The organism is Trueperella sp. (assembly GCF_043424875.1).
In the GTDB taxonomy this organism is placed as follows: domain Bacteria; phylum Actinomycetota; class Actinomycetes; order Actinomycetales; family Actinomycetaceae; genus Trueperella.
The window spans coordinates 1-23,842 of sequence record NZ_JBHWPL010000051.1 but is presented as its reverse complement, the minus strand read 5'-3'; the positions used below and the strand labels follow the sequence as shown (position 1 = coordinate 23,842).

Sequence of the window (23,842 nt, the reverse complement as noted above, 5' to 3'; positions counted from 1 at the left end):
ATGAAGATTCTTGCCATCATCGGGGGCATCCTCGCCGGTGCCGTGTCCGGGCTAATCGGATTCGTCGTGTATCCGGGACCGCTCGACAAGCCGGTGCTCGGTATCCTCGCCGCAACGGCGATCGTGGCCAGCGGCGCGTGGGCGATGTGGGAATGGCGCGGCATCTGGGCGTGGGCGCCCTACACCCTCGCCGTCTTCGCCACCACGGTTGCTCTTATGTACGCGCCACCTGCCGACGACGCCCTCGCGGCCGGCGAGTCCGTCTTCAGCACGATCTGGATGGAGATATCGGCGCTCGCGTGCCTTGCTACGGCAGGTATCGCCAGGCGCAGGGACCGCGCGCGAGCCGCGAACTGGAGTTGGCAGCAACCATACGATGGCGGCTAGGAACTCCGCGACAAACCTCACGCTTGGCGATGAGGTGATTTACGCGGCGAATCTGCCATATCGCGGGCGTCGCCGGTAACATCGGTGTGTGGAACACCCAAGGAGATCAGACGTGGCCGATAACCCGAACGAGGACGATAATCTGCTCGACGCCTGGCGCCGACGCATTGGGGATGACGAACCGCGCGTACCCGAGACTCACTCACCCAACACCGACTCACCCGACACTCACTCAGCTAGCACCGACTCAGCTAGCACCGACTCAGCCAGCACCGAGCCCAATCCAGATGAGACCGCCGAATGGCGTGATGATCAGCTCGTGGATGAGACCGCCGAATGGAGTCCTGACGAGACGGAGCATCTGGCGGCCGACGACGCCCCGACCGCCACGTTTGACGCGGACGAGACAACCGAGCAGCCTGTAGCTGCTCCACCCGCATACATTCCGGAGTCGGATGCGGCTAAGGACAGCACCGCCAAGGACCACGCCGACGACGACCGCGCTGGCGACAGCACTGATGAGGATGAGCCCGTGAAAAAGAAGCGCCGCTGGCCATTCGTCCTGTTCATCGTTGTGCTTCTGCTGGGCGCAGGGTACGTCGGCGCTGCCTACGCGCTGCAGGATCGCATGCCGAGCGGGCTGACAGTCTCCGGCGTGCCGGTTGGTGGCATGACGGAGCAAGAAGCCTACGAGGCCGTGGAAACCGGGCTCGCTGCAGATCTTCAAAATCCGCGTGAGGTGACGACCGCCGAGGGCGATGCCACCGAACAGGTCAATCCGGCCGCGATCAATTTGGCTGTCGATCTCGATGAGACCTTTGACGGCCTCACCGGATTCTCGCTTCACCCGATGAAGCTGTGGGCGCAGGTTTCTGGCGGCTCGAACATCGACGCGAAGCTGGTCGCAGATGACGCGGCGCTCGCAACCGAGGTTGACCGTCTCGCCGAGGCGTTCGCGCAGGAGCCCACCGACGCGGAACTGTCCATTAGCGACGCCAACGTGAACGTCCAGCCCGCACAGGAGGGCGTCAGCATCGTGAAGGACGAATCGCAGACCGTGATCGTCGACGAATGGCTGGCGGGAGACGCCCCGATTCAGCTCCCCACCGAGACTGTCGAGCCGGAGATCAGCACCGAGGAACTTGAGACCTTTGCTGCCGACACGATCGAACCGCTTCTTGCCGGCCCTATCTCAATCACAATCAAGGACGTCATGGTCGAGCTCGAACCGGCGCAGACCGGCTCGCTCCTGTCCGTCGCACACGAGGGCGATGCGCCCGAGCTGAGCGTGGACCAGGACGGCCTTGAAGGCATTATTGAGGAGCGTGCTGGCGAGGTGCTCGGAACTCCAACCGACGCGATCATCACCATCAGCGGTGGCGCCCCGGTCATCACCCCGTCCGAGAACGGCGAGTCGCTCGACATCGAGCAAATCTCCACGGCGCTCCTTGGCATCGCGGAGGGAACTGACCGTACCGTCGTCGCCGATATCATCGTCGAAGAGCCGGAGTTCACCACGGAAGACGCCGAGGAGATGGGAATCACGGAGGTCGTCTCCTCGATCTCCACGCCGCTGACCGCCGATTCGGTGCGCACCACCAACCTCGTGGTGGGCACCTCGAAGGTGACGAACGTGCTGATCAAGCCCGGCGAGCAGTTTAATCTTGGCGACCAGCTTGGGCCCGTCGACGCCGAACACGGCTTCGTCTCCTCGGGCGTGGTCTCGAACGGCTTCAATTCGACGGCGATGGGCGGAGGCCTCTCGCAGCTGTCCACCAACATGTTCAACATCGGTTACCGCGCCGGCATGGAAGACATTTCCCACCAACCGCACTCGAAGTACTTCTCGCGTTACCCCGCCGGCCTCGAGGCCACCATCTGGGGCGATCAGATCCCGATGATCTGGGAGAACAACACTCCCTACGGCGTGATGATTGAGGCGTGGGTTGCCGACGGTCAGGTACATTCGCGCCTGTGGTCCACGAAGTACTGGGACGTCGACGTGTGGCAGTCCGAGCGCTTTGCGTTCAGGGATCCGGAAACGCGCGAGAACCTGGCTGCCGACTGCGTGCCCTCAGCGGCCGGAGCCAGTGGCTTCTCAATCACAGTTGGTCGCAACGTCTCCCTGAACGGAGAGCTGGAGAACCAAGAACAGTACACTTGGACCTATGAACCGGTCCATGCGGTCACCTGCGGATAAGCATCTGAATTTGTACTAGATTTATCCGTGTAAACTCGAATCGGTTCGAACCAATGGAAAGAGGTTTAGTGTGACGTACATTATTGCCCTGCCGTGTGTAGACATCAAGGACGCTGCCTGCGTTGACGAATGCCCGGTGGACTGCATTTACGAAGGCGAACGCATGCTGTACATCCACCCCGATGAGTGCGTGGATTGTGGCGCCTGCGAACCGGTCTGCCCGGTCGAAGCCATTTACTACGAGGATGACACCCCGGAAGAGTGGTCGGAGTACTACAAGGCGAACGTCGAATTCTTTGACGATCTCGGCTCGCCCGGCGGCGCCGCCAAAATGGGGCCCATCGCGAAAGACCACCCGATCGTGGCAGCTTTGCCCGAAGGCGTGAATGACTAGACGTGGCTTTCTATACTGACTCCCTGCCCGATTTCCCGTGGGACGCGCTCGTTCCCGCTCGCGATCGGGCAGCGCAGTATCCACACGGCGTATGCGACCTGACGATTGGCACGCCCGTCGATGACACGCCCGGCATCGTCCGCGACGCCCTCGCCGAGGCCTCGAACGCGCACGGCTACCCCGCCGTCGTCGGTACCGGCGAACTGCGTGCCGCGATCGCCGACTGGATGGCGCGACAGCGGGGGATCACCTCACCCGTGGCGATCTTGCCGACGATCGGCTCGAAGGAAATGGTCGGCCTCTTGCCCTCGCTCATGGGATTCGGCCCCAGCTCGCGTATCGGGTTCCCGAACGTTGCGTATCCGACCTACGACGTCGGGGCGCGGCTTGCGGGCGCGCAGCCAGTATTGATCGACACCGACGCCGATCCGGCCACCTGGCCCACCGACCTCGACTTACTCTGGCTCAACTCGCCCGGAAACCCGAACGGGCACGTCCTCGGGCGCGGCCAGCTGCGTGCGATTGTGGCGTGGGCGCGCGAACACGGCGTGGTGGTTGCGTCGGACGAGTGCTACGCCGAACTGTGCTGGCAGGGCAGCGAATCCCCGTCGATCATCGCCGACGACGTATGCGATGGCGACGCGAGCGGCCTGCTCATGGTCTACTCGCTATCCAAGCAGTCGAACATGGCCGGCTATCGCGCGGCCTGGCTCGCGGGCGATCCGCAGATCATCACGCCGATGATCGAACTGCGCAAACATCTGGGCTTCATGATGCCCGGTCCGGTTCAGCGCGCCATGGCGGTCGCCCTTGCCGACGGCGATCACGTGGCGGCCCAGCGCGAGATCTACCACGCCCGGCGCACGAAACTCCTCGGCGCGCTCGATGCCGCCGGACTCACGAACGATCCCGATTCGGTTGCGGGTCTGTACCTGTGGGCGCGGGCCCAGGGGGCGTCGTCGTGGGATATTGTCAACGCGTGCGCTGAGCTGGGAATCGTCGTCGCCCCCGGAACGTTCTATGGCGAGGCGGGCGATGGCTATGTGCGCATGTCGCTGACCGCGCCGGATTCGGCGATCGATGCCGCGTGCGAGCGGCTGGCACGTCTCCCAGAGGTTCTGAAAAGAATTTCAGACTAGGTATCTTGACCTTAAGATAGTTAAACTGACGCTAATTCAGGTAGTGTGACCTGTGTTGCACCTATGCCCCTGCCCGTGGGGAGACATCGCAAAGGAGACTCAATGTCTAGTAATGCGCAGTTGATTGTCGACGGCGACAGGCTCGAACTCGAGCGCGTAAAGGCTGTTGAAGGTAACGACGGCTTTAAGATTAATCAGATGCTGGGCCAAACCGGCACCACAACCCTCGATCCGGGATTCACGAACACGGCCTCGTGCGAATCCAAGGTCACCTACATTGACGGCGGAGCGGGCATTCTGCGCTACCGCGGCTATCCGATCGAGCAGCTGGCAGAGAAGAGCTCGTTCCTCGAGGTGGCCTACCTGCTCATCTACGGCGAGCTTCCCGATGCGGCTTCGCTCGCGTCGTTCACCCGCCGCATCAAGAAGCACACGCTCCTGCACGAGGATTTCCGCAGCTTCTTCACGGCGTTCCCCTCATCGGGCCATCCGATGTCGATTCTTCAGGCCGGCGTCGCGGGCCTCGGCACCTACTACGAGGACACGCTCGATCCGCTCGACGCCGAGCAGCGCGACCTCGCCTCGGTACTCCTCATGGCCAAGCTGCCTACGATGATCGCGTTTATTTCCAAGCGCGCGACGGGTCTGCCGCTGCTCTACCCGGATGCCACCAAGTCCTACACCGAGGACTTCCTGCGCATGACCTTCGGGCTTCCGTATCAGACGCACGATGTGGACCCGACGATCGTCAACGCTCTCGACAAGCTGCTGATCCTGCACGCCGACCACGAGCAGAACTGCTCCACCTCCACGGTGCGACTCGTCGGCTCCTCGCAGGCGTCGATCTACGCCTCCGTTGCCGCTGGCGTGGGCGCGCTCTCTGGCCCGCTGCACGGTGGCGCGAACGAGGCCGTGCTCATGATGCTCGATGACCTTCGCGAGTCCGGCACCGAGATCTCCGACTTCGTTCAGCAGGTCAAGGACAAGAAGAACAACGTCAAGCTCATGGGCTTTGGCCACCGCGTCTACAAGTCCTACGACCCGCGCGCAAAGATCGTCAAGGGTCTTGCCGACGACATCCTCGGCCGCCTCAAGGGAGACACCGAGCTGTTCGATATGGCAATGGAGCTCGAGCAGGCCGCGCTTGAAGACGACTACTTCGTGGAGCGCAACCTCTACCCGAACGTCGACTTCTACACAGGCCTCCTCTACAAGGCAATGGGCTTCCCGACGAAGATGTTCACGCCGCTGTTCGCGCTTGGTCGCCTGCCCGGCTGGATCGCGCAGTACCGCGAGCTCGTCCTCGACCCGGCTCAGAAGATCGGCCGCCCGCGCCAGGTCTACGTCGGTTCGCCCGAACGCGAGTGGACTCCGATGTCCGAGCGCACGAAGCAGAACCGCGAGTTCGAAGAAGATCTCGACTACATCGTCTAACGGCGGCATGAGAGCGTGGCCCGGGCATTGCCCGGGCCACATTTTTCCGCATTACTGACTGTCTGAGATCTCCTGAATCATGTCGGCCACGCCCTGCTGGCATGAATATCTCCTGGTGTACAAGGGGGAGTCACCCGTTCCGGATTCGAAGTAGCTCACGAGGAAATCCTCGGGCTCGGCAGTGACGGATGTAGACATGTTGTATTGCCGAATGGGTAGATGGGTACCGTCCGCGTAGTCAAAGGCGATGAAGAAACCACTGTCCTAGTAGAGGGAATCCTCAGCCACGCAGATGTGAATTGCCATAGGTGCGGCGACCCCGACGCCCGAATTGCGGCGAACCAGATCGAAGTCATCCAGGGTTTCGCCGTGGGCGTCCATCGAGTTGCTCTCGCAACGTTGGTCCGAGCTGAACACGTAGACGTCGGCATCTACTCCCAACAGGACGATTCGATCGCATCGCGCACCCGATCGTCGTCGAAAACCTGAGCCTCGTCAACGATTGCGATATCGACTGAGCGCTGGCCGAGCCGTTCGTCGTGCGTCGCGATCTGCAGCGCGCCGAAGCCCACCAGCGTGCCGATCAGTAGCGCCACCACAAAACGCCAGCTGGGCAGAAAGCCACGAAGCTTCTGAGCCAAAGTTGTGTGGTCTGTACTTTGTCGCTGTGCTGGTCCAGCTGCTTGTGCTGGTTGCGCTGCTCGCTGCCGCTGGGCGAAGAGGTGGACATAACGGTTAATGTATCAGCGCAAGGAGATCTGGGAGTGCTTCGCGGAAGGGTGGCATGAGGTCGAACTCCCCAACCTCGCTGAGTGGCACCCACTGCAACTGTTCGGATTCGGTGTTGGGCAGGATCTCCACGTTCGGATCCGCGACCTCCGCCACGAAGGTGGTGTAGGACCAGTCGGGGTGGCGAAGGACGTGCGATCCGCTCGGCTCCCTGAGGGCGGCGAACCCGGCCTCTTCCGCGAACTCGCGAACGGCGCCCTCCCACGCGGTTTCCCCGCGGTTGATTGCGCCGCCGGGAACCGCCCACGTGCCGCCCTGATGCGACCACGAGACGCGCAACTGCAAGAGCACCTCGGGTTCGGAGCGGCGGGGTGCGTCGGCGGGTCGCCACGCCACAATGCCTGCGGCCCCAAGGAGACCCCAGTGCTTGTTGCCGCACCCGCACTCCACGAATGCTTCGCCGCGGGCGCGGCGCTCCGCCCGACGTCGGTGGCGTTCGGCGAGCTCCTCGGGCGTGAGGTCGTGGTCGGGAATGGTGCGGTCACGTGCGCGGTCGCGCCCGCCGCTATCGCTCATTCCAAAACTCCGTGATTGAATGCCCGAGATCGGCCAGCAGGTGGCGCAGCAGCGGGAGCGAAATCCCAACGACCCCATGATGGTCGCCCTCGATCTTGTCCACGAATGGCCCGCCGTAGCCGTCGATCGTGAACGAGCCCGCCACCTTGAGCGGCTCGCCGGTGGCGATGTAGGCCTCGATGTCCGCATCGGTGAGCTCGGCGATGTAGACCGTCGTCGTCGACGTACCTACCGCCAACTCGCCGGACTCGAGATCGATCACGCAATGGCCCGTATGTAAATCTCCGGGGTTGCCGCTCATCGCGCGCAGGCGCTCGCGGGCGACCTCGGCCGTATGCGGCTTGCCGACGATCTGCCCGTTCATCTCGAGCATGGAATCGCATCCGACGACGACGGTCGGCGTCGGCTCACCGAGAGCGCCCGGCTCCCGGCCGCCTGCCTTATGAGCGCCCGGCTCTAGGCCGCTTGGCTCCTGGCCGCCTAGCTCAGCGTGACGGCGCAGCTCATCTGCGATTGCCCGCGCTTTGGCGGTTGCCAAGAGCTCCACCTGCCCCGCGGCATCTCGGCCGGGGTTGGCCGCGAGGAGGGCGTCCTCGTCCAGATCGGCCACAGCGATGGTTGGCGTGATTCCCGCCGCGATGAGGGTGGCCTTGCGCGCGGGGGAGGCGGATGCGAGCAGAAGGCGCTTAGTCATCGCGCCCATCCGCAAGCGCATCGCGCATGACGTCGAGTCCCACCGAGCCCATTTCAAGGGCGCGCATGTGCCACGTCTTGAGGTCGAAGCCCGGCCGCTTTTCGGCGTCGGCGCGCAACTGCTTCCAGATACGGTGGCCGACCTTGTAGGACGGCGCCTGGCCGGCCCAGCCCAAGTACCGGTTGAGCTCGAAAGCTAGGAACGAGCGGTCCATCGCCACGTTGTCCTGGAGGAACTGCCACGCCACCTCGCGGTTCCACGTGGGGTTGATGTGCTCGTATCCCGCGGGGGAGGGCTTGCCGAGGTGGAACCCGATGTCGAGCGCCACGCGCGTTGCACGCAGCCGCTCCGAATCGAGCACGCCCATGTAGTCGGCCGGATCATCGTGATAGCCGAGCTCGGCCATGAGGCCCTCCGCGTAGAGCGCCCAGCCCTCGCCGTGGCCGGAGTTCCACGAGAGATTTCGGCGCCAGTCGTTGAGCGTGTCCTTCATGTAGGTGGCCATGCCGATCTGCAGGTGATGGCCGGGCACGCCCTCGTGATAGACGGTCGTCTTTTCCTGCCACGTATGGAACGTGTCCGTGCCGTCTGGGACGGACCACCACATGCGGCCACCGCGCGAGAAATCATCGGTGGGGCCGGTGTAGTAGATCGCGCCGGTGCCTGAGGGAGCGATCATGCACTCGAGCTTGCGCAGGGGCGCGGGGATGTCGAAGTGGCTGCCGTGGAGGTCATCGAGCGCGCGGTCCGACGTCTCCTGCATCCACGCCTTGAGCGCGTCCGTGCCGTGCAACTGATAGGCGGGATCCGCGTTGAGGCGATCCATCGCCTCGGTCACGCTCACGCCAGAACCAAACAGGTCCTTCGCCACGGCCTCCTGCTCGGAGACGATTCGCGCCAGTTCCTCCAGACCCCACTCATACGTTTCGTCGAGGTCCAGGCGCGCGCCCGTCGCTTCGCGAATGCGCGGCTCGTAGCGCTCGAGGCCGAACGCTTCGTCGGCGACGCCGGTGGGCAAGATGTTCTTGCGCAAAAAGTCAGCCAGTTCGGAGTAGGCTGCGCGGGCACCCATCGACGCCTCGAGGAGCTCATCGCCGAGATCTCCGATGATCCTGGCCCCGCCACGGGCGAGATCGGTGAGCTTTGAATCGTCTGCTGCGAGCGCTTCGGCTTGGCCGATGGCAAGCTCGATCTGCTTCGCCGACTGGGGCGGTCCCGACTGGGCGCGGACCTCGAGGGTCTCTTTCCACCCGCCCAGCGCCTTATCCACGTTCGTCAGGCGCCCGAGGATGAGCTCCCAGTCCTCGGCGGTCTCCTGCTTCATGTTGTCGAAGATTTCGTGAACCGACTGCAGCGGCGAGGCGATCACGTTGATCTCGCCAATCTCGCCGCGCTCGACGTAGTCGATCTCCAGTTCTAGGTGCTCGATGAGGGTGGCCTTGGTGACCCGATCAACCTCGTCTACCGGCTCCAGCTCGCGGATGTCGGCGAGCGTGCCACGCTGGAGATCCGCCATCGCCTCGGCGCCTGCGGGGGAGTGATCGGAGTACTCGCGCTCGTCGGCCTCGCCCTGACCAAGGCTGGTCACAAGCTCGGGAACCCGCGCGAGCAGATCCGCCACGTAGCGGTTCGCGCGATCGTCGATGGGGGATGTGGGGCGGGACGGAGCTGCGTCGTCGTCGTTCTGTGTAAAAGCCATACCTTCAAGACTAATGCGTTTTTCGCAGGCGAGGCGATAGACTGAACCTCGAATGTGCAGGCTGGCGTGGTGGAATACGCTCTGACCTGCGGAGAGTAGTTTTTCTGTTGGAATCAATGCGTCGACTTGCTAGGGTGGGAATGTGACCCAGAACACAACGCCTCAGGATTCGCCTGAGGATGTTCCCACCACGGTCGAAACGCACGTGCGCCGACTGCTGGATGGCCCCGCAAAATATCATCTCCGCGAGGCGGCGGAGCTGGCGAATATGGATACTGACTCCACTCGCCGATTTTGGCGTGCCATGGGTTTCCCGTACATCCAAGACCCCGAGACCCGGCTGTTCACGGAGTACGACGTGGACGTCATGCGCGCCCACCAGGACATGGTCGAGCGCGGTCGCACCGACGAAGATACGCAGAACTCGCTCATCCGCGCCCAGTCTCATCTCGCCGATCGCCTCGTGCTGTGGCAGTACGAAGCGCTCGTGGAGGAGGCGGAATCGCGCTTCGAGCTTGACGAGGTGGCCGCCCGCTACTGGGTGCTCGACCACATCGACGAATACGAAGAATTCCTCGTCTACCAGATGAAGTACGCCTGGCGGCGCCACCTTGCGGCCTTCCTGCGCCGCACGGAGGTCGAGCTTGAAGACATGCGGGTCGATTCGGAGGCCATGCCCCTCATTCGCGCACTCGGATTCGTGGATCTCGTGGCGTTCACCGACCGTTCGGGTCAACTCTCGCCGCACCAGCTCGTCGATTTCATCCAGACCTTCGAGTTCACGTGCCGCGACGTCATTTCCGGGCTCGGCGCCCGCGTGGTCAAGATGGTCGGCGACGCCGTACTCTACATTGCCGATGACCTCGAGACGGGCGCGGAGGTCGTCTCCGAAATCGTCACCGCGCTGCAGGCCACGCCGAACATGCCTGACGTTCGCGCCTCTCTCGTGTGGGGCGGAATCGTCTCGAGGTTCGGCGACGTGTTTGGCCCGAACGTCAATCTCGCCTCGCGCCTGACGGCCATCGCGCCCGAGGGTGAGATCGTCGTCGATCGCGACACGGCCGAGGCCCTCCAGGCTCTCGATCGGGATAAGTACCAGCTGGTGGAGAATATCGGGTCCGAGCTGCAGGGATTCGGATACATCGAATCGGCTATTTTACGGGTGGTTCCCGACCCCGAACCGGGAGACTAAGGCAAATGCTTTCGTCTTGAAAGAATCTTTACTAAACTCGAGCATGGTAAGGGCTTAATTACAGAAAAGGACATGAAATGACAAAGATTCTACTTGTCGAAGATGACTCTGCGATTTCGGCCCCATTGGTTCGCGCGTTTTCTCGCGAGGGGTACGATGTGGAGCCTGTCGAAACAGGCAAGGCAGCGCTCGAAGCGATGGATTCCGCCATCGATCTGGTTGTCCTCGATCTGGGGCTCCCGGACATGGACGGCCTCGACGTTGCTCGAACCGCACGATCCCGGGGCAAGACGTTCCCGATTTTGATCCTGACCGCACGGGCCGAGGAAGTCGACATGGTTGTTGGCCTCGACGCCGGCGCGGATGACTACGTGACCAAGCCGTTCCGCCTCGCGGAGCTGCTCGCCCGCGTGCGCGCCCTGCTCCGCCGCGCGGCTGCCGGCGACGGGGAGTCGGAGACGCTCAAGGCTCAGGACGTCTCGATCGACGTCGACGCCCACCGCGCCTACGTCGGCTCAAAGGAACTGCAGCTCACGGGCAAGGAGTTTGAGCTCCTGCGCGTCCTGTTGCGCGAGGCCGGCAACGTTGTTGAGCGCGACGACCTCATCCGCGAAGTGTGGGGAGCCGACTCGGATTCCTCCACCAAGAAGCTCGACATGCACATCTCGTGGCTGCGCCGCAAGCTCGGCGACGACGTCAACGATCCCCACTACATTACGACCGTTCGTGGAATGGGATTCCGCTTCGAGGAGTAGCTTATGCGCCGTCGTGCGATTGTGATGACGACGACGGCGGTGGCCGTAGCCGTTCTCATCCTCGGCATTCCGGGGATGATGTTTGCCGTATCTCTTGCCTGGCAGCAGTCTCATACGGAGCTGACTGACCGGGCGACCGCCGTCGCCACGATCGTCGATCGGTTTGCGTCGGAAGAGATCTACATCGGCGAAACGCTGCTGACCAGGCTCGCCGAGGGTGGCAATCCCGAGCGCGCCTACATCGAAGTGGACTACCCGGACGGGTTCAAGATCGCCTCGCTCACCGAGCAGGCGGAGAACGTCATTTCCGAGAACGTGGTCAGCGCGTCCGGCGCGCTCGTGACCGTCTCGACCCCGCGCGGCGACGTGATCACAAGGCTCGGAATCATGGTGGCCGGGGCGCTCGGGCTGATCTTGACCGCGTTTGTTGTGGGCGTGATGGTCGCGATGCGGCAATCGCGGCGAATATCCGCGCCGCTCATTTATCTGGCGGCCGCCGCCGAACAGCTGGGTGCTGGGCGCGTGCGCCCGCAGGTTAAGCGCTCGGGCATTGAAGAAATCGACCTCATCTCCGAGGAAATCGTACGAAGCGCGGACCGGATGGCGGGGCGCCTTGCGAAGGAGCGCCAGTTCGCCGCCGACGCCGCCCACCAGCTCCGAACGCCACTCACGGCGCTGTCGATGCGCATCGAGGAAATCGAGTATTTGACGGAGGATGAGGAGATCATCGAGGAGGCGAATAAGGCCCTCGAACAGATCGACCGCCTCGGCGGGGTCGTCGAGGAACTCATGGCCACCTCGCAGTCCGACTCGGGCGGAACCACCGAGGCGATCAGCGTCAAGCGCGCATTCCAGCGCCAAAAGGACGAGTGGACCAAGCCGTTCGAGCGCGCAGGGCGCCCACTCACCTTCGACTCCGAGTTCCACGGCGCTGTGCTTGCAACACCCGGCTCCCTCTCGCAGATCCTCGCCACCCTCATCGAGAATTCGCTGAAGTACGGCAAGGGGGAGACCTCGATTACGGCCAGCCAGTCCGGGAAGTCAATCATCATCAAGGTTCGAGATGAGGGCGAAGGCGTTTCGATCGAGGACGAGGACGAGATCTTCGAGAAGGGGTTCTCGACGGGCGGTTCGACCGGCATCGGCCTAGCCGTGGCGAAGGAGCTCGCGGAGGTCGACGGCGGGCGCCTCGAACTCACGAACAAAACGCCGGCGGAGTTCACGCTCACGCTCTCGGCCCTGCCCAAGGCCCTCGACCCCGACCGCGTTTTGCCTCAAGGCGCCATCATGACCCTCGGCGCCCGCCGCGGCCGGCGCTAATCGTCAAACAGATTAATCAGTCCCGCCGGCGCTAACCTGGCACGCATTGATCAGCCCAGCCGGTGCTAACCGGACATCAACTAAACCTCCGGCGATCAACCAAACCGGCACTGCTCAGGGAGCCGCCGCGATCGTCGTCGTTATTTTGTGAAAACGATGTAGCGGTAGCACACGTAGCGGAACGCCGTGCCGAGCACGAGGCCCACGACGTTGGCCGCGATGTTGTCGGCGAGCTGGCTGTCGAATCCGAGGACGAACCGCGACACGCCAAGGCTGCCGAGGGCGAGCAGGAGCCCGCCGACGTTCACCAAGATGAAGAGCACGAACTCGCGGCCCTTCGACTTGTCGGACTTGTTCCTGAACGTCCACAGCCTGTTCATCGCCCACGAGAAGATGATCGACACGCTCACCGAGATCGTTTTCGCGACCATGGGTGCGTCGCCGGGGAAGGTGACGATGCCGGAGTATGCGAGGAGGTTGAACAGGCCGACGTCGACGACGTACGAACCGAGCCCGACCGTGAGGAACTGGGTAAACTCCACCAACCACTCGCGATACGTTTGCCCGCGAAGCAGGCGTTCGATCAGGCGTTTCACTTAGAAGCTCGCGAACGAATCTTCCGTGAGGTTGCCCTCGCGCAGGTCGACCCAGAATTGCTCGGCCTCGGGTGCAAGGAGCACCGTCGAGGAACCGCCGGGGCCGGGATGGTTGAGAGATTCGATCGGCGGGGCGCCCATGAGGCCACCTCCTCCGATCGCGGAGCGCAGGGCGAGACCCGCGCGGGCGACAGTCATGAGCGAGCCGCCTTCGTGGACCGTCAGCACGTCCGCGGTGTCGCCCACGAGGTTGCGCTGGGCGATGGGATTGAGGAGCACGCCGGGGGAGATCGCCTCGTCGATGATGGCTGAGACGACTTGGCGCTGGCGGTCGTTTCGGCCGATGTCTCCCAGCGGGTCGGAGTAGCGCATGCGGGAGAATGCGAGTGCCGTGTCGCCGTCGGCGTGGTGGCAGCCCGCGGTCCATTCGAGGCCGGACATCTCGTCGGAGACGTCGTAATCCAAGCACAGCTCGACGCCGCCCACCGCGTCCGTGAGGTTCTTGACGCCGTCCATGCCGATCTCCACGTAGGAGTCGATCGTCAGGCCGGTCAGCTGCTCGACCGTCAGCACCAGGTACTTCGGGCCGCCATAGGAATATGCGCCGTTGAGCTTGCCGCGGTTCCCACTGCCGGGGTAGGTGACGAGGGTGTCGCGCGGGAGGGAGACCAGGGCGGTGGCGCCGGATTCTGGCGTGTGCAGGAGCATGATTGTGTCCGCGCGCTGGCCTTCGGTGGAATCGTCGACGGCTTCGCCGCGTTCGTCCGATCCCACGATGAGATAGGTGGTGCCGGGTGTGGCCGGGGCGCCCGAGAGCGCGTCGACTTTGCCGAGGCGTCCGTTGCCGTAGCTGTAGAGGTAGATACCCCACGCGCCGATCGCGAAGACCAGCACAAGGAGGAAGGCCAACAGTTTCTTGCCGATGGATCCGCGCCGCTTCGGCCGGCGCTGCGGCCGGGGCTGTTCGGGAGCCTGCGACGGCGGGACGCCCGGCTGGGCCGGAGCTGAGCCGTGGCGTGGGTCGAACTGATTTGCCTGGTCGGACTGGTAGCTGCCCTGCGAGCGTGGCGGGTAGGACGGTGGCGGGACGGCAGCGGCGCCATGTGGCACGCGCTGGACGCGCGTGCGGTCCATGGGAGGCGTGCGGTCTGCGGACGTGCGGTCTGCGGGATGTGGGCGGTTCGGGCGTCGTCCGGGAGTTGGGGTCTGCCGTTGCTCTGCTGCATGCCGTTGTTCTGCTGCATGCCGTTGCTCCGAGGCTGCCCGTGGGTTGGCCGAGCGCGGATCTGATGCCAACTGTGCGCTAGAACCTAGTCGCGATTCCGAGCTGCTTTCTGACGATGAGCGGGGATTTGCCGAGCGCGGATCTGGTGCCGACCCTGACCCGGAAGCGGACCGCTCCTGGATCGATCGTCGTCGTGGACCACCGGACCGACCCGCGGTGCGGGCACCGTCGGAGGATGGGCGCTTGGCGCGCCGGCGCGGTTCAAAGGACGGTGGCTGGGTCATTAATCCTCCAGTAGTACGCCGCCACCCACGGCGTCGCGGAATTGCTCAACTTCGGCTTCAGACCCCTCAATAATAGGGCTGCCGCCCGAGGTTTGTGGGTCAAGCTCCGGCAACGGGCGATCGTTGATGAGTGCCTCCCAGACGTCGTCGGCCTTCGGAGCTGGGGTAACGCGGGGACCGGCCGGTTCCCACGGCATGGTGATCATCGTAAGGTTCTCAAGGTCGAGATTGCGCAGCGAGTAGGCGAGTCCGCCCAACTGCGTGATGTCGCCTAGACTTGTGGACGTTTCGACGTTTTCGCTGAGGTCTTCGATAATCCCGTAAAGGGCGGGAAGGTTAGAGACGAAATCGAGCGAGAGGGCCTTCGCCACGATCGCCTCGACGAGCTGCTGCTGGCGGTCGATTCGCCCGAGGTCGGAGCCGTCGCCGAGCGACTTGCGGGCGCGGGCAAGGCCAAGCGCCTGCTCGCCGTTGAGGGTCTGGCACCCTTCGTCGAGCTGGAGTCCCGCGGCGGCGTCCTCCACCGGCTCGGCCAAGCAGATATCCACGCCACCCAGCGTATTGACGACGTCTTGGAAGGACGCGAAATCGACCACGACGAAGCCGTCGATATAAATGCCGGTCAACTCTTCAACCGTGCGGATCGTGCACGCGGCTGCAGCCCCGACGTCGCCAGTCTGGCCACCAAGCTCGAACGCCTTGTTGAACATGCCGGAGTACTCGTGCGGCGTGCGGCTTCCGTCAGGCAGGCGGCACGAGGGGATTTCGACGAGGGTGTCGCGCGGGATCGAGACCACGTCCGCCCGGCGGCGGTTCGCCGAAATGTGGACGATCATCGTCGTGTCCGAGCGCATGCCGACCACTTTACTGGCCGCGCCTGCGCCGTCGATGTCCGCATCGCCGTCGCGCACATCAGACCCGATCACCAAAATGTTCAGGGGCTTGCCGCGCGAGCCATCCTCGGGCGGGGCTTGCGTTGGCCGTTCCTCTTCCGGCACGTATTCCCCGAGCTCATGCTGGGTCAGATTGCCCTGCAGATTGGCGTACATGACCGTGACGGCGCTGCCTGCGGTGAGGAAAAAACCGAGGAGTAGCAGGCCAAGAACGCGCACGATCGACCTCGACGCGCGAGGTCGGATGCGGTGAACGGGCGAGTGTGGAGCCCGCGAGCGTGCGTTGGCCATGCCTACGATCATAGTGCCGTGTCTGGTTAATAGGGATCATGCTGGGGTGTAATGCGTCGTGTTCAACGCTCCGCCTGACCTCGGATGGGGGCGCCATGTGGGAAAATGGCGGAGTCGAGGAGGTGCTGTGGCTGATATTCGCATCGTGAGCGTGGCGTTCAATCCTGGCGACGAGATTGCCGACATGCTTGATTCGCTGGACGGCGCTTTCGCGGGATCCGGCCTGAGCCGCGAGGTCGTTGTGGTGAACAACGGCGGGTCCGTGCCTATTCTTGGCGAGATTGGCGGCCGTGCCACGATCATCAATGCTGGGTCGAACCTCGGCTACGGCGCCGGCAACAATCTCGGCGCAAAGGGGCACGAGGGCGAGTGGCTGCTCATCGTGAATCCTGATGTGGTGTTCCGGCCTGGCGCCGTGACCGCGATGCTCGAGGCGGCCGACCGGTTCCCAAGGGCGGGAGTTTTCGGGCCCAAGATTTTGACACCCGAGGGGGATGTTTACCCGTCCGCGCGCCGATTCCCGCGCCTCGTATCCGGGACAGGGCATGCGCTGTTGGGGGAGCTGTGGCCGGCTAATCCGTGGACGCAGTCCTACCTCGAAGCCAGCAAGACTGACACGACGCATCGGGTTGACTGGCTCTCGGGTTCGTGTTTGCTGATTCGCACTGATGCGTTTCGGGTGGTTGGCGGCTTTGACCCGGACATCTTCATGTTCTTCGAAGACACGATGTTGGGCGAGGCCATGGAAGCTGCCGGGTGGGAGCGCGTGTTCGTTCACGATGCGGTGGCCGTGCACGACCAGGGCAAATCCTGGCGCGATACCCCCGCGCCCATGCTGCGGGCCCATCACCAGTCGGCCTATACATACCTATCGCGGGTATATTCTGGCCCGGCGTATGCGCCTGTCCGGTTGGCCCTCAAGGCTGGGCTGAAGGCGAGGCTGGCCCTCCTGCTCAGGCTTGGTCGGCGGTAAAGACCTGAATAGCCTTCCTGCTTCGGTTTGGTTGGCGGTACAGACCTGAATAGCCTTCCTGCTTCGGTTTGGTTGGCGGTACAGACCGGAAAAACCTCCTGTTTAGGTTTGGTCGCCGGTAACGACCTGAAAATCTTGTGAGTCTGAGCGTTTTCATCGATGTTTTGGGCGGATTTGGCCTTTTTCTCACAAAACTTTCAGGTCAAGTTGCCAAGGGAAGGCTAGGCCGCCCCCAAGGGAGTCAGACAACGGAGTTAGGTTGCTCAGGCAAGCCTTTGAAGGGCAGGCGCCCCGCAAACTTATTTGCCAAAGTTTTTCCACAGTCTCTCGGGCGCTATCGTGATCCACATTTGGGGCTTGGCGGCCGACGTGGGCGTCGGAGGTTTAGCCACAATAACCAGATGTCACCTGTTTATCGTCGGCCAGACTTGCTGGCCAAAGGCCTGTCTTCGTTCGGAATCGATACGCTCGTAAAAGAAGGGATGCTCCAACGAGTGAGTCATGGATGGTACGCAACTGCGAGCGCGGATTCCTCACAAGTTCTAGCGGCGACAGCACATACTCGTCTCGGATGTTTATCAGCCGCCCAATTCCATGGGCTCTGGGTTCCGCGACCCCGTCTGGGTCTCGACGGACATCCGGATGGGCATGGCGCGATGGCATCCTACATACCAACGGCCTACGGTCCCGCGACGGATATTCACGTGCTTGCTACCGCGAGCGAGTGTGCTCGGAGTATCTCTCAGAGAGTCTGGAAAGCATCTAAAGGGCGGACCAGAGTGTGCCTTCACCGATGCGGAGGCGATAAGAACCAGCTGGTGGCAACTGTTGAAGAAGCGGTTGAACAGGTTGCTCGATGGCACGACTGGGAGACCGCCATGGTTGTCATCGAATCTGCGTTGAATTTGCGCAAGGTCAGTAAAGCGTGGGTGGAGGCGATGCTCGACCGACTCCCGCCCAGCAAGGCTGCGAAACTGCGCAATTTCCGGATCGGATCAGAATCGGGGACGGAGACGAGAGTGGCACACTATTTTCGGCGGCGAGGCTTTGAAGTCCGCCAGCAGGTCCAACTGACACCCGCATATCGGGTGGATGCGGTTGTGGGCGAATCGCTCATCCTCGAATCAGATTCCCTAGCGCACCACGGGAGCGAAAAGGCCTATGTGAATGACCGTGCGCGGGCTGGGGCTCTAGAGGAATTGGGATACAACGTCATCAATCTCAGCTACGAACAAGTGTGGGACCACTGGGACGACACCAAACGCATGCTCAATTCACTAATCGTGCAGCGAAAACACCTTCGACGCGTGAAGTCTTGGTGGAAGACCTGAAAATCTTGTGAATCTGGGCGTTTTCATCGATGTTACGGGCGGATTCGGCCTTTTTCTCACAAGATTTTCAGGTGCCAAGCAAAAAGAGGGGGGGGAGTGGAGCCCGCGGGCGGCCGAGGAGCCCTTAGCGAGAGCCGCCACGGCCGAGGAGTCCGTCGCGGATGCCCGCGGCGAGTTCGCGAATGCGCACTCGCCGCCGGTCAGCGAGCAGCGAGTGAAAGGCCACGAACTTCGCTAGCCACACGGCGTATCCGACCCGCCATGCCCAGGGCAATAGCCCGGAGCGCATCATGAAAATCGTGTTGCGGGCGAGGTAGTAGCACCGGATCGGGCCGTGCAGGTGTACGGGCTGCGCGCGGCCGGGCAGATTCACCGTCTTGTCGCCAAGCGAGTGGTCAAGCCGCGCGCCCGTATCAACGACCACCCGGTAGCCCGCCTTGCGAGCACGCAGGCACCATTCGAGATCCACATGGTCGATGAAATACTTGGCATTCATCGGCCCGACCTCACCCAACACCGCCATCGGAATCAAACACCCCGAGGCCAGCAGGAACGCCGCGTCAACGGCGGGCCGAGCCAGCTCATCCGCCGACGCCCGCCGCGGCCCCCACCTGCGATCCACGTAGACGAGCTCGTCGCCGCCGGGCTTATTCTCCGCAATGTATGGGCCAACCGCACCGGCCCCCGGCGCGGCCTCGAGTCGGTCGCGCAGCCGCGCCACCATGTCCGGAGCGGGAAGCGAATCCTGATCCGATAGCAACACGTGCGTGGCCCCCAGCGCCTTGGCGCGGAGAATCCCCACGTTCTGCGCGTGCGCGATCCCGGTGTTCTCGTCGAGGGCAATCAACTGCGCGCCGGCTTCCTCGATGGCACGGTCAATCGCCGCCAACGCGGCATCCGACGAACCATTATCAACGACGACGATGCGCTCCACCTGCGGAGCGAGCGCGCGCAGAAGCCGTGCCGTACCCTCGTCTGGGCCGTACGTGACGACGACCGCGACGATCATTACTGGCCGGCCTCGCGGTACTTAGCCTCGACCTCGTCCTTCTGCGGCCGCCACCACTGCTCGTTGTCGCGGTACCACGAAATCGTGTCGCGGAGCCCGTCGCGGAACGACGTGAACTTAGGTTGCCAGCCCAGCTCGTCGACGAGCATCGAATTGTCAATGGCATAGCGCTGGTCGTGGCCGGGCCGATCGGCGACGTGGTCGAAGTCGTCGCGGTCGTAACCGAACTCTTCGAGGATCATCTGCGTCACCTCGAGGTTCGTCTTCTCCCCGTCGGCGCCGATGAGGTAGGTTTCACCGATCCGACCTCGCGTGATGATGTCCCACACGGCCGTGTTGTGGTCGTGCACGTGGATCCAGTCGCGCACCTGCTCGCCGGTGCCATACACGCGCGGCTTCACGCCATCGATCAGGTTCGTCACCGTGCGCGGGATGAACTTCTCCACGTGCTGGTAGGGCCCGTAGTTATTCGAGCAGTTTGACAGCGTCGCCTCAAGCCCGAACGAGCGCACCCACGCGCGCACGAGGTGATCCGAGGCGGCCTTCGACGCGGAGTATGGTGACGACGGCACGTACGGATCGCCGGGAAGGAACTTGCGCGGGGAGTCGAGTTCAAGATCGCCGTAGACCTCATCGGTGGAGACGTGGTGGAGGCGCCCGCCGTGGCGGCGCAACGATTCGAGAATCTGGTAGGTGCCGATGATGTTGGACTGGATGAACGGCCAGGGATCGCGTAGCGAGTTGTCGTTGTGCGACTCGGCCGCGAAGTGCACGACGAGATCCGCATCCTTGACAAGCGGATCAATGACGTCCGGGTCGGCGATGTCGCCCTCAACAAGAGTGACGTTATCGGATAGGCCCTCGATCGAATCCTTGTTTCCGGCATAGGTCAGCTTGTCGACGACGGTCACCTCGGCGTCCCGGATTTCCTTCGCCGTGTAGTTCACGAAGTTCGCGCCAATAAAGCCGGCTCCGCCGGTCACAAGAATCTTCACTAGTTCTCCTGGTTGTCGGGGTGGTGGGTATCGGGGTGATGGTTGCTGGGATGGTGGGTACGGGGATGGGTATCGGGCTGATGGTCATCGGGATGGATGTCCGAGTGCTGCTTATCTGGCTGGTTATCGGCGTGATGATCACCGGGGCGAGAGTCAGCCGGCGGCTCGATGGCCCCGGGGGCCTGACCGTGGAGGATGGCGTCAGAAGGGTCGGCGCTCGGCTCGAAGTCGTTGCCGCGGGTGATCGTGTCGGGGTGAGAGCGGGCAACGGCGAGTTCGCGAGCGAGGTCGACGAGGCGGTTTTCCAAAATCACCATCCGGCGGTAGCTGACCACCGAGTAGGACAGGAACGCGATGATCGTCAGGTACAGCAGGAGGTCGACTCCTCGGCCCACGCCCACGAGGTTCGCGGCCTGCGTTGCGATCCTCGGGTTGATGATCGTGATCGCCGCGATGACCACAAACACCACGAGCAGCAGCCGGCGAAGTGCCACGTTCTTCGTGTCCTGCGTGCCTTTAATCAGGAACACGGCCGCCGCGAGGACGACGATGAGAAGAATGATCTTGATGAGCATGTGTTATCGACTCTCACTTGGTGCAAAAAGCACGTCTGTCAAAATATTTACGCCATTGAGCAGGCTCTGGCCCTTGGAGCGGGAGTAGTCCGTGTAGTCAATGGTGACGGATTCTTCGGCCCACGGAAGTTTCATCGACGCGAGCTGATTGATGATCTGGGAGGCGTGCGCCATCCGGTGCATGGTCAGGTCGAGGCGTGCGGCGGCGTCACGGCGCAGGACGCGCAACCCGTTATGCGAATCGGAGAGGTTCATCCCGGTGCGCACGCGCGTCACTTTCGCGGCGGTGGACAAGATGAGCTTCTTGAGCCATCCGGCCTGGTGGGAGCCGCCGAGGAAGCGCGATCCCAGCACGAAGGAGAGGTCCTCGGCTTCGGCGCGTTCGATCATGGCGCGGGCGTCGGACGTGCGGTGTTGCCCGTCGGCGTCGAAGGTCACGATGTACTTGGCGTCCGTGTAGGTCAGGACCCACGTGATGCCCGTTTGGAGCGCGGCGCCCTGCCCGAGGTTGATGGGATGGTCGACGACGACGGCCCCGGCCTGGCGCGCCAGCTCGGCTCCGTTATCGGACGAACCGTCGTTCACGCATACGATATTGGGGAAGGATTTGCGTGCTTGGGTGATGACGTCGTAGATGACGGTCGCTTCATTGTAGAGGGGGATAACGAGCCAACTCACTCGCGAAAGGTCCTCAAAAGCGCTTGCCTGCATGGGCTATATTATTGCATACGGTCTACCCGCCGTTATTGAAGCCTACATTCGCTAGGAGTTATGGATGGCAAACGAGCCTCGCATCGTCGATTCCGCCGATGTTTCAGATCAGGCACAGATTGGGGATGGCTCCAGTGTCTGGCATCTTGCTCAGGTCAGGGAACATGCGGTTCTCGGTGAGAACTGCGTGATCGGCCGCGGCGCCTACATTGGCGAAGGCGTGGTCATGGGTAATAACTGCAAGGTTCAAAACTACGCACTCGTCTACGAGCCTGCGCGGCTCGCTGATGGCGTGTTTATTGGGCCGGCAGTCGTGCTGACCAACGATCACTACCCGCGAGCGATCAACCCTGATGGGACGCTCAAGTCCGCATCTGACTGGGAGCAGGTGGGAGTGACGCTCGAGACTGGCGCATCTGTGGGTGCCCGCTCGGTGTGCGTGGCACCTGTGACGATCGGCGCGTGGTCGCTCGTCGCCGCCGGTTCCGTCGTCACCAAAGACGTTCCGCCACACGCTATCGTGGCTGGTGTACCCGCCACGCAAAAGGGCTGGGTTGGCCACGCCGGAGTCAAGCTTGAACAGCTAGGCGATGGAACGTGGGCATGCCCTCACTCTGGCGATATTTACGAAGAATTTGAGAACACAATCCGAAAGGTTGCGAAGTAATGGTTGACATGATTCCGGCTGCAAAGCCGATCGTTGGAGATGAGGAGCGCAAGGCTGTTGACGCCGTGCTCGCCTCCGGCATGCTTGCTCAGGGCGCCGAGGTTGCGTCATTCGAAGAGGAGTTCGGCAAGCAGCTCACGCCTGGCGCCGAGGTTGTGGCCGTCAATTCGGGCACGTCCGCTCTGCATGTTGGCCTGCTTGCATCGGGAATCGGTGCGGGGGATGAGGTCATCGTCCCGTCCTTTACCTTCGCGGCAACGGGTAACTCGGTGGCGCTGACGGGCGCATCCCCGGTCTTCGCCGACATCGAGCCGGATTACTTCTGCATCGATCCGGACGCGATTCGCGCGTCGATCACCGACAAGACCAAGGGCATCATGCCGGTTCATCTCTATGGTCACCCGGCCAACATGGACGAGATCCGCAAGATTGCGGACGAGCACGGCCTCATGATTTTCGAGGATGCGGCTCAGGCACACGGCGCATCGCTCCACGGCGAGTACGTGGGCACGTTCGGCACGTTTGCAGCGTTCTCGCTGTACCCGACGAAGAACATGACGTCCGGTGAGGGCGGAATGATCACGACGCCGGATGCGGAAGTTGCGCGCAAGTCCCGCCTCCTGCGTAATCAGGGTATGGAGGTTCAGTACCAGAACGAACTCGTGGGTCTGAACAACCGTATGACGAACATTCACGCGGCGATCGGCCGAGTGCAGCTGACGAAGCTTGAGGGCTGGACGAAGAGCCGCCAAGAGAACGCGAAGTTCCTCAACGAGAACCTCGAGGGCGTTGTGACCCCGCCGGTCGCGGACGGTGCTGTCCACGTCTATCACCAGTACACGATCCGCGTGACCGAGGATCGCGACGGCTTTGCCGACGCGCTTCGTAACGAATACAAGGTTGGCTGCGGCGTGTACTACCCGATTCCGAACCACCGCCTGCCCTCGCTCGCACCGTACGCGCCGGGTCTGGAGCTTCCGGAGACCGAGAAGGCCGCTAAGGAAGTCATTTCGCTTCCGGTTCATCCGTCGCTGACGCAAGAGGATCTCGACCGCATTGTCGAGGCAGTCAACGCGGTCGCGAAGGCTGGTGCGTAATGACGATTCGTTATGGACTGATCGGGCTGGGCTCGATGGGCCGCCACCACGCGCGCAACATTCGCGCGCTGGAGGGTGCCGAGCTCGTCGCCGTCGCCGATCCGTATGGCGATAAGTTCAACGTTGCGGGAGACCTCGAGGTGCTTCCGGATGTTGACGCGCTGATCGACGCCGGCATCGACGCCGCGATGGTCGCCGTGCCGACCGGCCAGCACGCAGAAGTTGCGCTCAAGCTGGCCGACGCCGGCGTTCACACGATGGTGGAAAAGCCGCTGGCCTCCACGATCGAGGAGGGCGAGCAGCTCGTTGAGGCGTTCGAGTCGAAGGGCCTGATTGGCGCTGTCGGCTACGTCGAGCGGTGCAATCCGGCGCTGCTGGAGATGCGTCGCCGCATCGCCGAGGGCCAACTCGGCAAGGTTTACCAGATCACGACCCGCCGCCAGTCGCCGTTCCCGGCGCGTATTGCCGACGTCGGCGTCGTCAAGGATCTTGCTACGCACGACGTCGATCTGACGGCTTGGGTTGCCGGCGCCGATTACGCCGCGATTTCGGCTCAGACGGCCAACCGCGCTGATCGCGAGTACGAGGATCTCGTGACGGCCTCGGGCAAGCTCGCCAACGGCGTGCTCGTTAACCATCTCGTGAACTGGCTGACTCCGTACAAGGAGCGCCAGAC

Annotated in this window: 26 protein-coding genes; 13 read left to right on the top strand and 13 right to left on the bottom strand. The window is 62.9% G+C overall.

The genetic code is table 11. From position 1 onward, the window contains the following. The 5 genes from ACHFFR_RS05205 (at position 1) to ACHFFR_RS05185 (ending at position 5,554) form a co-directional block, all read left to right on the top strand. Positions 1-387, top strand: coding sequence for a hypothetical protein (locus ACHFFR_RS05205; RefSeq protein ID WP_394263219.1), 387 nt, complete (start codon positions 1-3; stop codon positions 385-387). 112 nt (positions 388-499) lie between these two features. Then, positions 500-2,587: a VanW family protein gene (locus tag ACHFFR_RS05200; protein ID WP_394263218.1), complete on the top strand. Its 2,088-nt coding sequence runs from the start codon at positions 500-502 to the stop codon at positions 2,585-2,587. A gap of 70 nt (positions 2,588-2,657) precedes the next feature. Continuing rightward, a complete protein-coding gene (fdxA, locus tag ACHFFR_RS05195; protein ID WP_394263217.1) occupies positions 2,658-2,981 on the top strand; it encodes a ferredoxin in 324 nt (107 codons plus the stop codon). 2 nt (positions 2,982-2,983) lie between these two features. Next, positions 2,984-4,120, top strand: coding sequence for a succinyldiaminopimelate transaminase (gene dapC / locus ACHFFR_RS05190; protein WP_394263216.1), 1,137 nt, complete (start codon positions 2,984-2,986; stop codon positions 4,118-4,120). Positions 4,121-4,222: 102 nt separating this feature from the next. Then, the gene (locus ACHFFR_RS05185; protein ID WP_394263215.1) at positions 4,223-5,554 is read left to right on the top strand and encodes a citrate synthase; all 1,332 of its coding nucleotides are present in this window, start codon (positions 4,223-4,225) and stop codon (positions 5,552-5,554) included. Between the two features lie 51 nt (positions 5,555-5,605). Here the strand turns inward: ACHFFR_RS05185 and ACHFFR_RS05180 are convergent, their stop codons facing one another. From ACHFFR_RS05180 to ACHFFR_RS05155, 6 genes are all read right to left on the bottom strand, one after another. Continuing rightward, the gene (locus tag ACHFFR_RS05180) at positions 5,606-5,752 is read right to left on the bottom strand and encodes a hypothetical protein (RefSeq protein WP_394263214.1); all 147 of its coding nucleotides are present in this window, start codon (positions 5,750-5,752) and stop codon (positions 5,606-5,608) included. 66 nt (positions 5,753-5,818) lie between these two features. After that, entirely contained in the window at positions 5,819-5,995 is a 177-nt protein-coding gene (locus ACHFFR_RS05175) for a hypothetical protein (protein WP_394263213.1), read from the bottom strand. Next, positions 5,986-6,195: a hypothetical protein gene (locus ACHFFR_RS05170; RefSeq protein WP_394263212.1), complete on the bottom strand. Its 210-nt coding sequence runs from the start codon at positions 6,193-6,195 to the stop codon at positions 5,986-5,988. The genes ACHFFR_RS05175 and ACHFFR_RS05170 overlap by 10 nt, the downstream gene beginning before the upstream one ends. A gap of 94 nt (positions 6,196-6,289) precedes the next feature. Continuing rightward, complete coding sequence (locus ACHFFR_RS05165; RefSeq protein WP_394263211.1) at positions 6,290-6,859, bottom strand: NUDIX domain-containing protein; 570 nt, start codon at positions 6,857-6,859, stop codon at positions 6,290-6,292. Next, on the bottom strand, positions 6,849-7,553 hold the full coding sequence (locus tag ACHFFR_RS05160) for a Maf family protein (RefSeq protein WP_394263210.1): 705 nt from the start codon (positions 7,551-7,553) through the stop codon (positions 6,849-6,851). Before ACHFFR_RS05160 ends, ACHFFR_RS05165 begins: the two co-directional genes overlap by 11 nt. Next, entirely contained in the window at positions 7,546-9,252 is a 1,707-nt protein-coding gene (locus ACHFFR_RS05155) for a DUF885 domain-containing protein (RefSeq protein WP_394263209.1), read from the bottom strand. Before ACHFFR_RS05155 ends, ACHFFR_RS05160 begins: the two co-directional genes overlap by 8 nt. Positions 9,253-9,394: 142 nt before the next feature. On the opposite strand from ACHFFR_RS05155, the gene ACHFFR_RS05150 reads away from it, so the two are divergent. From ACHFFR_RS05150 to ACHFFR_RS05140, 3 genes are all read left to right on the top strand, one after another. Then, positions 9,395-10,444, top strand: coding sequence for an adenylate/guanylate cyclase domain-containing protein (locus ACHFFR_RS05150; protein WP_394263208.1), 1,050 nt, complete (start codon positions 9,395-9,397; stop codon positions 10,442-10,444). 77 nt (positions 10,445-10,521) lie between these two features. Continuing rightward, positions 10,522-11,199 (top strand): response regulator transcription factor, encoded by a 678-nt coding sequence (locus ACHFFR_RS05145; RefSeq protein ID WP_394263207.1) that lies wholly within the window; start codon positions 10,522-10,524, stop codon positions 11,197-11,199. Between the two features lie 3 nt (positions 11,200-11,202). Further along, a complete protein-coding gene (locus ACHFFR_RS05140; protein WP_394263206.1) occupies positions 11,203-12,519 on the top strand; it encodes a sensor histidine kinase in 1,317 nt (438 codons plus the stop codon). Between the two features lie 140 nt (positions 12,520-12,659). Here the strand turns inward: ACHFFR_RS05140 and ACHFFR_RS05135 are convergent, their stop codons facing one another. From ACHFFR_RS05135 to ACHFFR_RS05125, 3 genes are all read right to left on the bottom strand, one after another. Continuing rightward, positions 12,660-13,115: a GtrA family protein gene (locus tag ACHFFR_RS05135; RefSeq protein WP_394263205.1), complete on the bottom strand. Its 456-nt coding sequence runs from the start codon at positions 13,113-13,115 to the stop codon at positions 12,660-12,662. Next, the gene (locus ACHFFR_RS05130; protein ID WP_394263204.1) at positions 13,116-14,249 is read right to left on the bottom strand and encodes an LCP family protein; all 1,134 of its coding nucleotides are present in this window, start codon (positions 14,247-14,249) and stop codon (positions 13,116-13,118) included. A 374-nt stretch (positions 14,250-14,623) separates the two neighbouring features. Further along, positions 14,624-15,808 carry an LCP family protein gene (locus tag ACHFFR_RS05125; RefSeq protein WP_394263203.1) on the bottom strand — a complete coding sequence of 395 codons (1,185 nt, stop codon included), beginning with the start codon at positions 15,806-15,808 and terminating at the stop codon, positions 14,624-14,626. A 127-nt stretch (positions 15,809-15,935) separates the two neighbouring features. Between ACHFFR_RS05125 and ACHFFR_RS05120 the strand changes: the two genes are divergently transcribed. After that, on the top strand, positions 15,936-16,781 hold the full coding sequence (locus tag ACHFFR_RS05120; protein WP_394263202.1) for a glycosyltransferase: 846 nt from the start codon (positions 15,936-15,938) through the stop codon (positions 16,779-16,781). 818 nt (positions 16,782-17,599) lie between these two features. Continuing rightward, positions 17,600-18,112 (top strand): endonuclease domain-containing protein, encoded by a 513-nt coding sequence (locus ACHFFR_RS05115; protein ID WP_394263201.1) that lies wholly within the window; start codon positions 17,600-17,602, stop codon positions 18,110-18,112. Positions 18,113-18,236: 124 nt separating this feature from the next. Here the strand turns inward: ACHFFR_RS05115 and ACHFFR_RS05110 are convergent, their stop codons facing one another. Genes ACHFFR_RS05110 through ACHFFR_RS05095 form a run of 4 tightly spaced genes read right to left on the bottom strand, consistent with a single transcriptional unit; the run spans position 18,237 to position 21,402 of the window. Further along, a complete protein-coding gene (locus ACHFFR_RS05110) occupies positions 18,237-19,121 on the bottom strand; it encodes a glycosyltransferase family 2 protein (protein ID WP_394263200.1) in 885 nt (294 codons plus the stop codon). Further along, complete coding sequence (gene rfbB, locus ACHFFR_RS05105; RefSeq protein WP_394263199.1) at positions 19,121-20,116, bottom strand: dTDP-glucose 4,6-dehydratase; 996 nt, start codon at positions 20,114-20,116, stop codon at positions 19,121-19,123. The genes ACHFFR_RS05110 and rfbB overlap by 1 nt, the downstream gene beginning before the upstream one ends. Then, entirely contained in the window at positions 20,116-20,691 is a 576-nt protein-coding gene (locus ACHFFR_RS05100) for a DUF2304 domain-containing protein (RefSeq protein WP_394263198.1), read from the bottom strand. The genes rfbB and ACHFFR_RS05100 overlap by 1 nt, the downstream gene beginning before the upstream one ends. A 3-nt stretch (positions 20,692-20,694) precedes the next feature. Further along, complete coding sequence (locus ACHFFR_RS05095) at positions 20,695-21,402, bottom strand: glycosyltransferase family 2 protein (RefSeq protein ID WP_394263197.1); 708 nt, start codon at positions 21,400-21,402, stop codon at positions 20,695-20,697. Positions 21,403-21,466: 64 nt separating this feature from the next. Between ACHFFR_RS05095 and ACHFFR_RS05090 the strand changes: the two genes are divergently transcribed. The 3 genes from ACHFFR_RS05090 to ACHFFR_RS05080 form a co-directional block, all read left to right on the top strand. Next, positions 21,467-22,069, top strand: a complete 603-nt coding sequence (locus ACHFFR_RS05090; RefSeq protein WP_394263196.1) for an acyltransferase — start codon at positions 21,467-21,469, stop codon at positions 22,067-22,069. Then, complete coding sequence (locus ACHFFR_RS05085; RefSeq protein ID WP_394263195.1) at positions 22,069-23,166, top strand: DegT/DnrJ/EryC1/StrS family aminotransferase; 1,098 nt, start codon at positions 22,069-22,071, stop codon at positions 23,164-23,166. Before ACHFFR_RS05090 ends, ACHFFR_RS05085 begins: the two co-directional genes overlap by 1 nt. Continuing rightward, a partial coding sequence (locus tag ACHFFR_RS05080; RefSeq protein ID WP_394263194.1) for a Gfo/Idh/MocA family protein occupies positions 23,166-23,842 on the top strand: 677 nt, incomplete at its 3' end. The genes ACHFFR_RS05085 and ACHFFR_RS05080, both read left to right, overlap by 1 nt.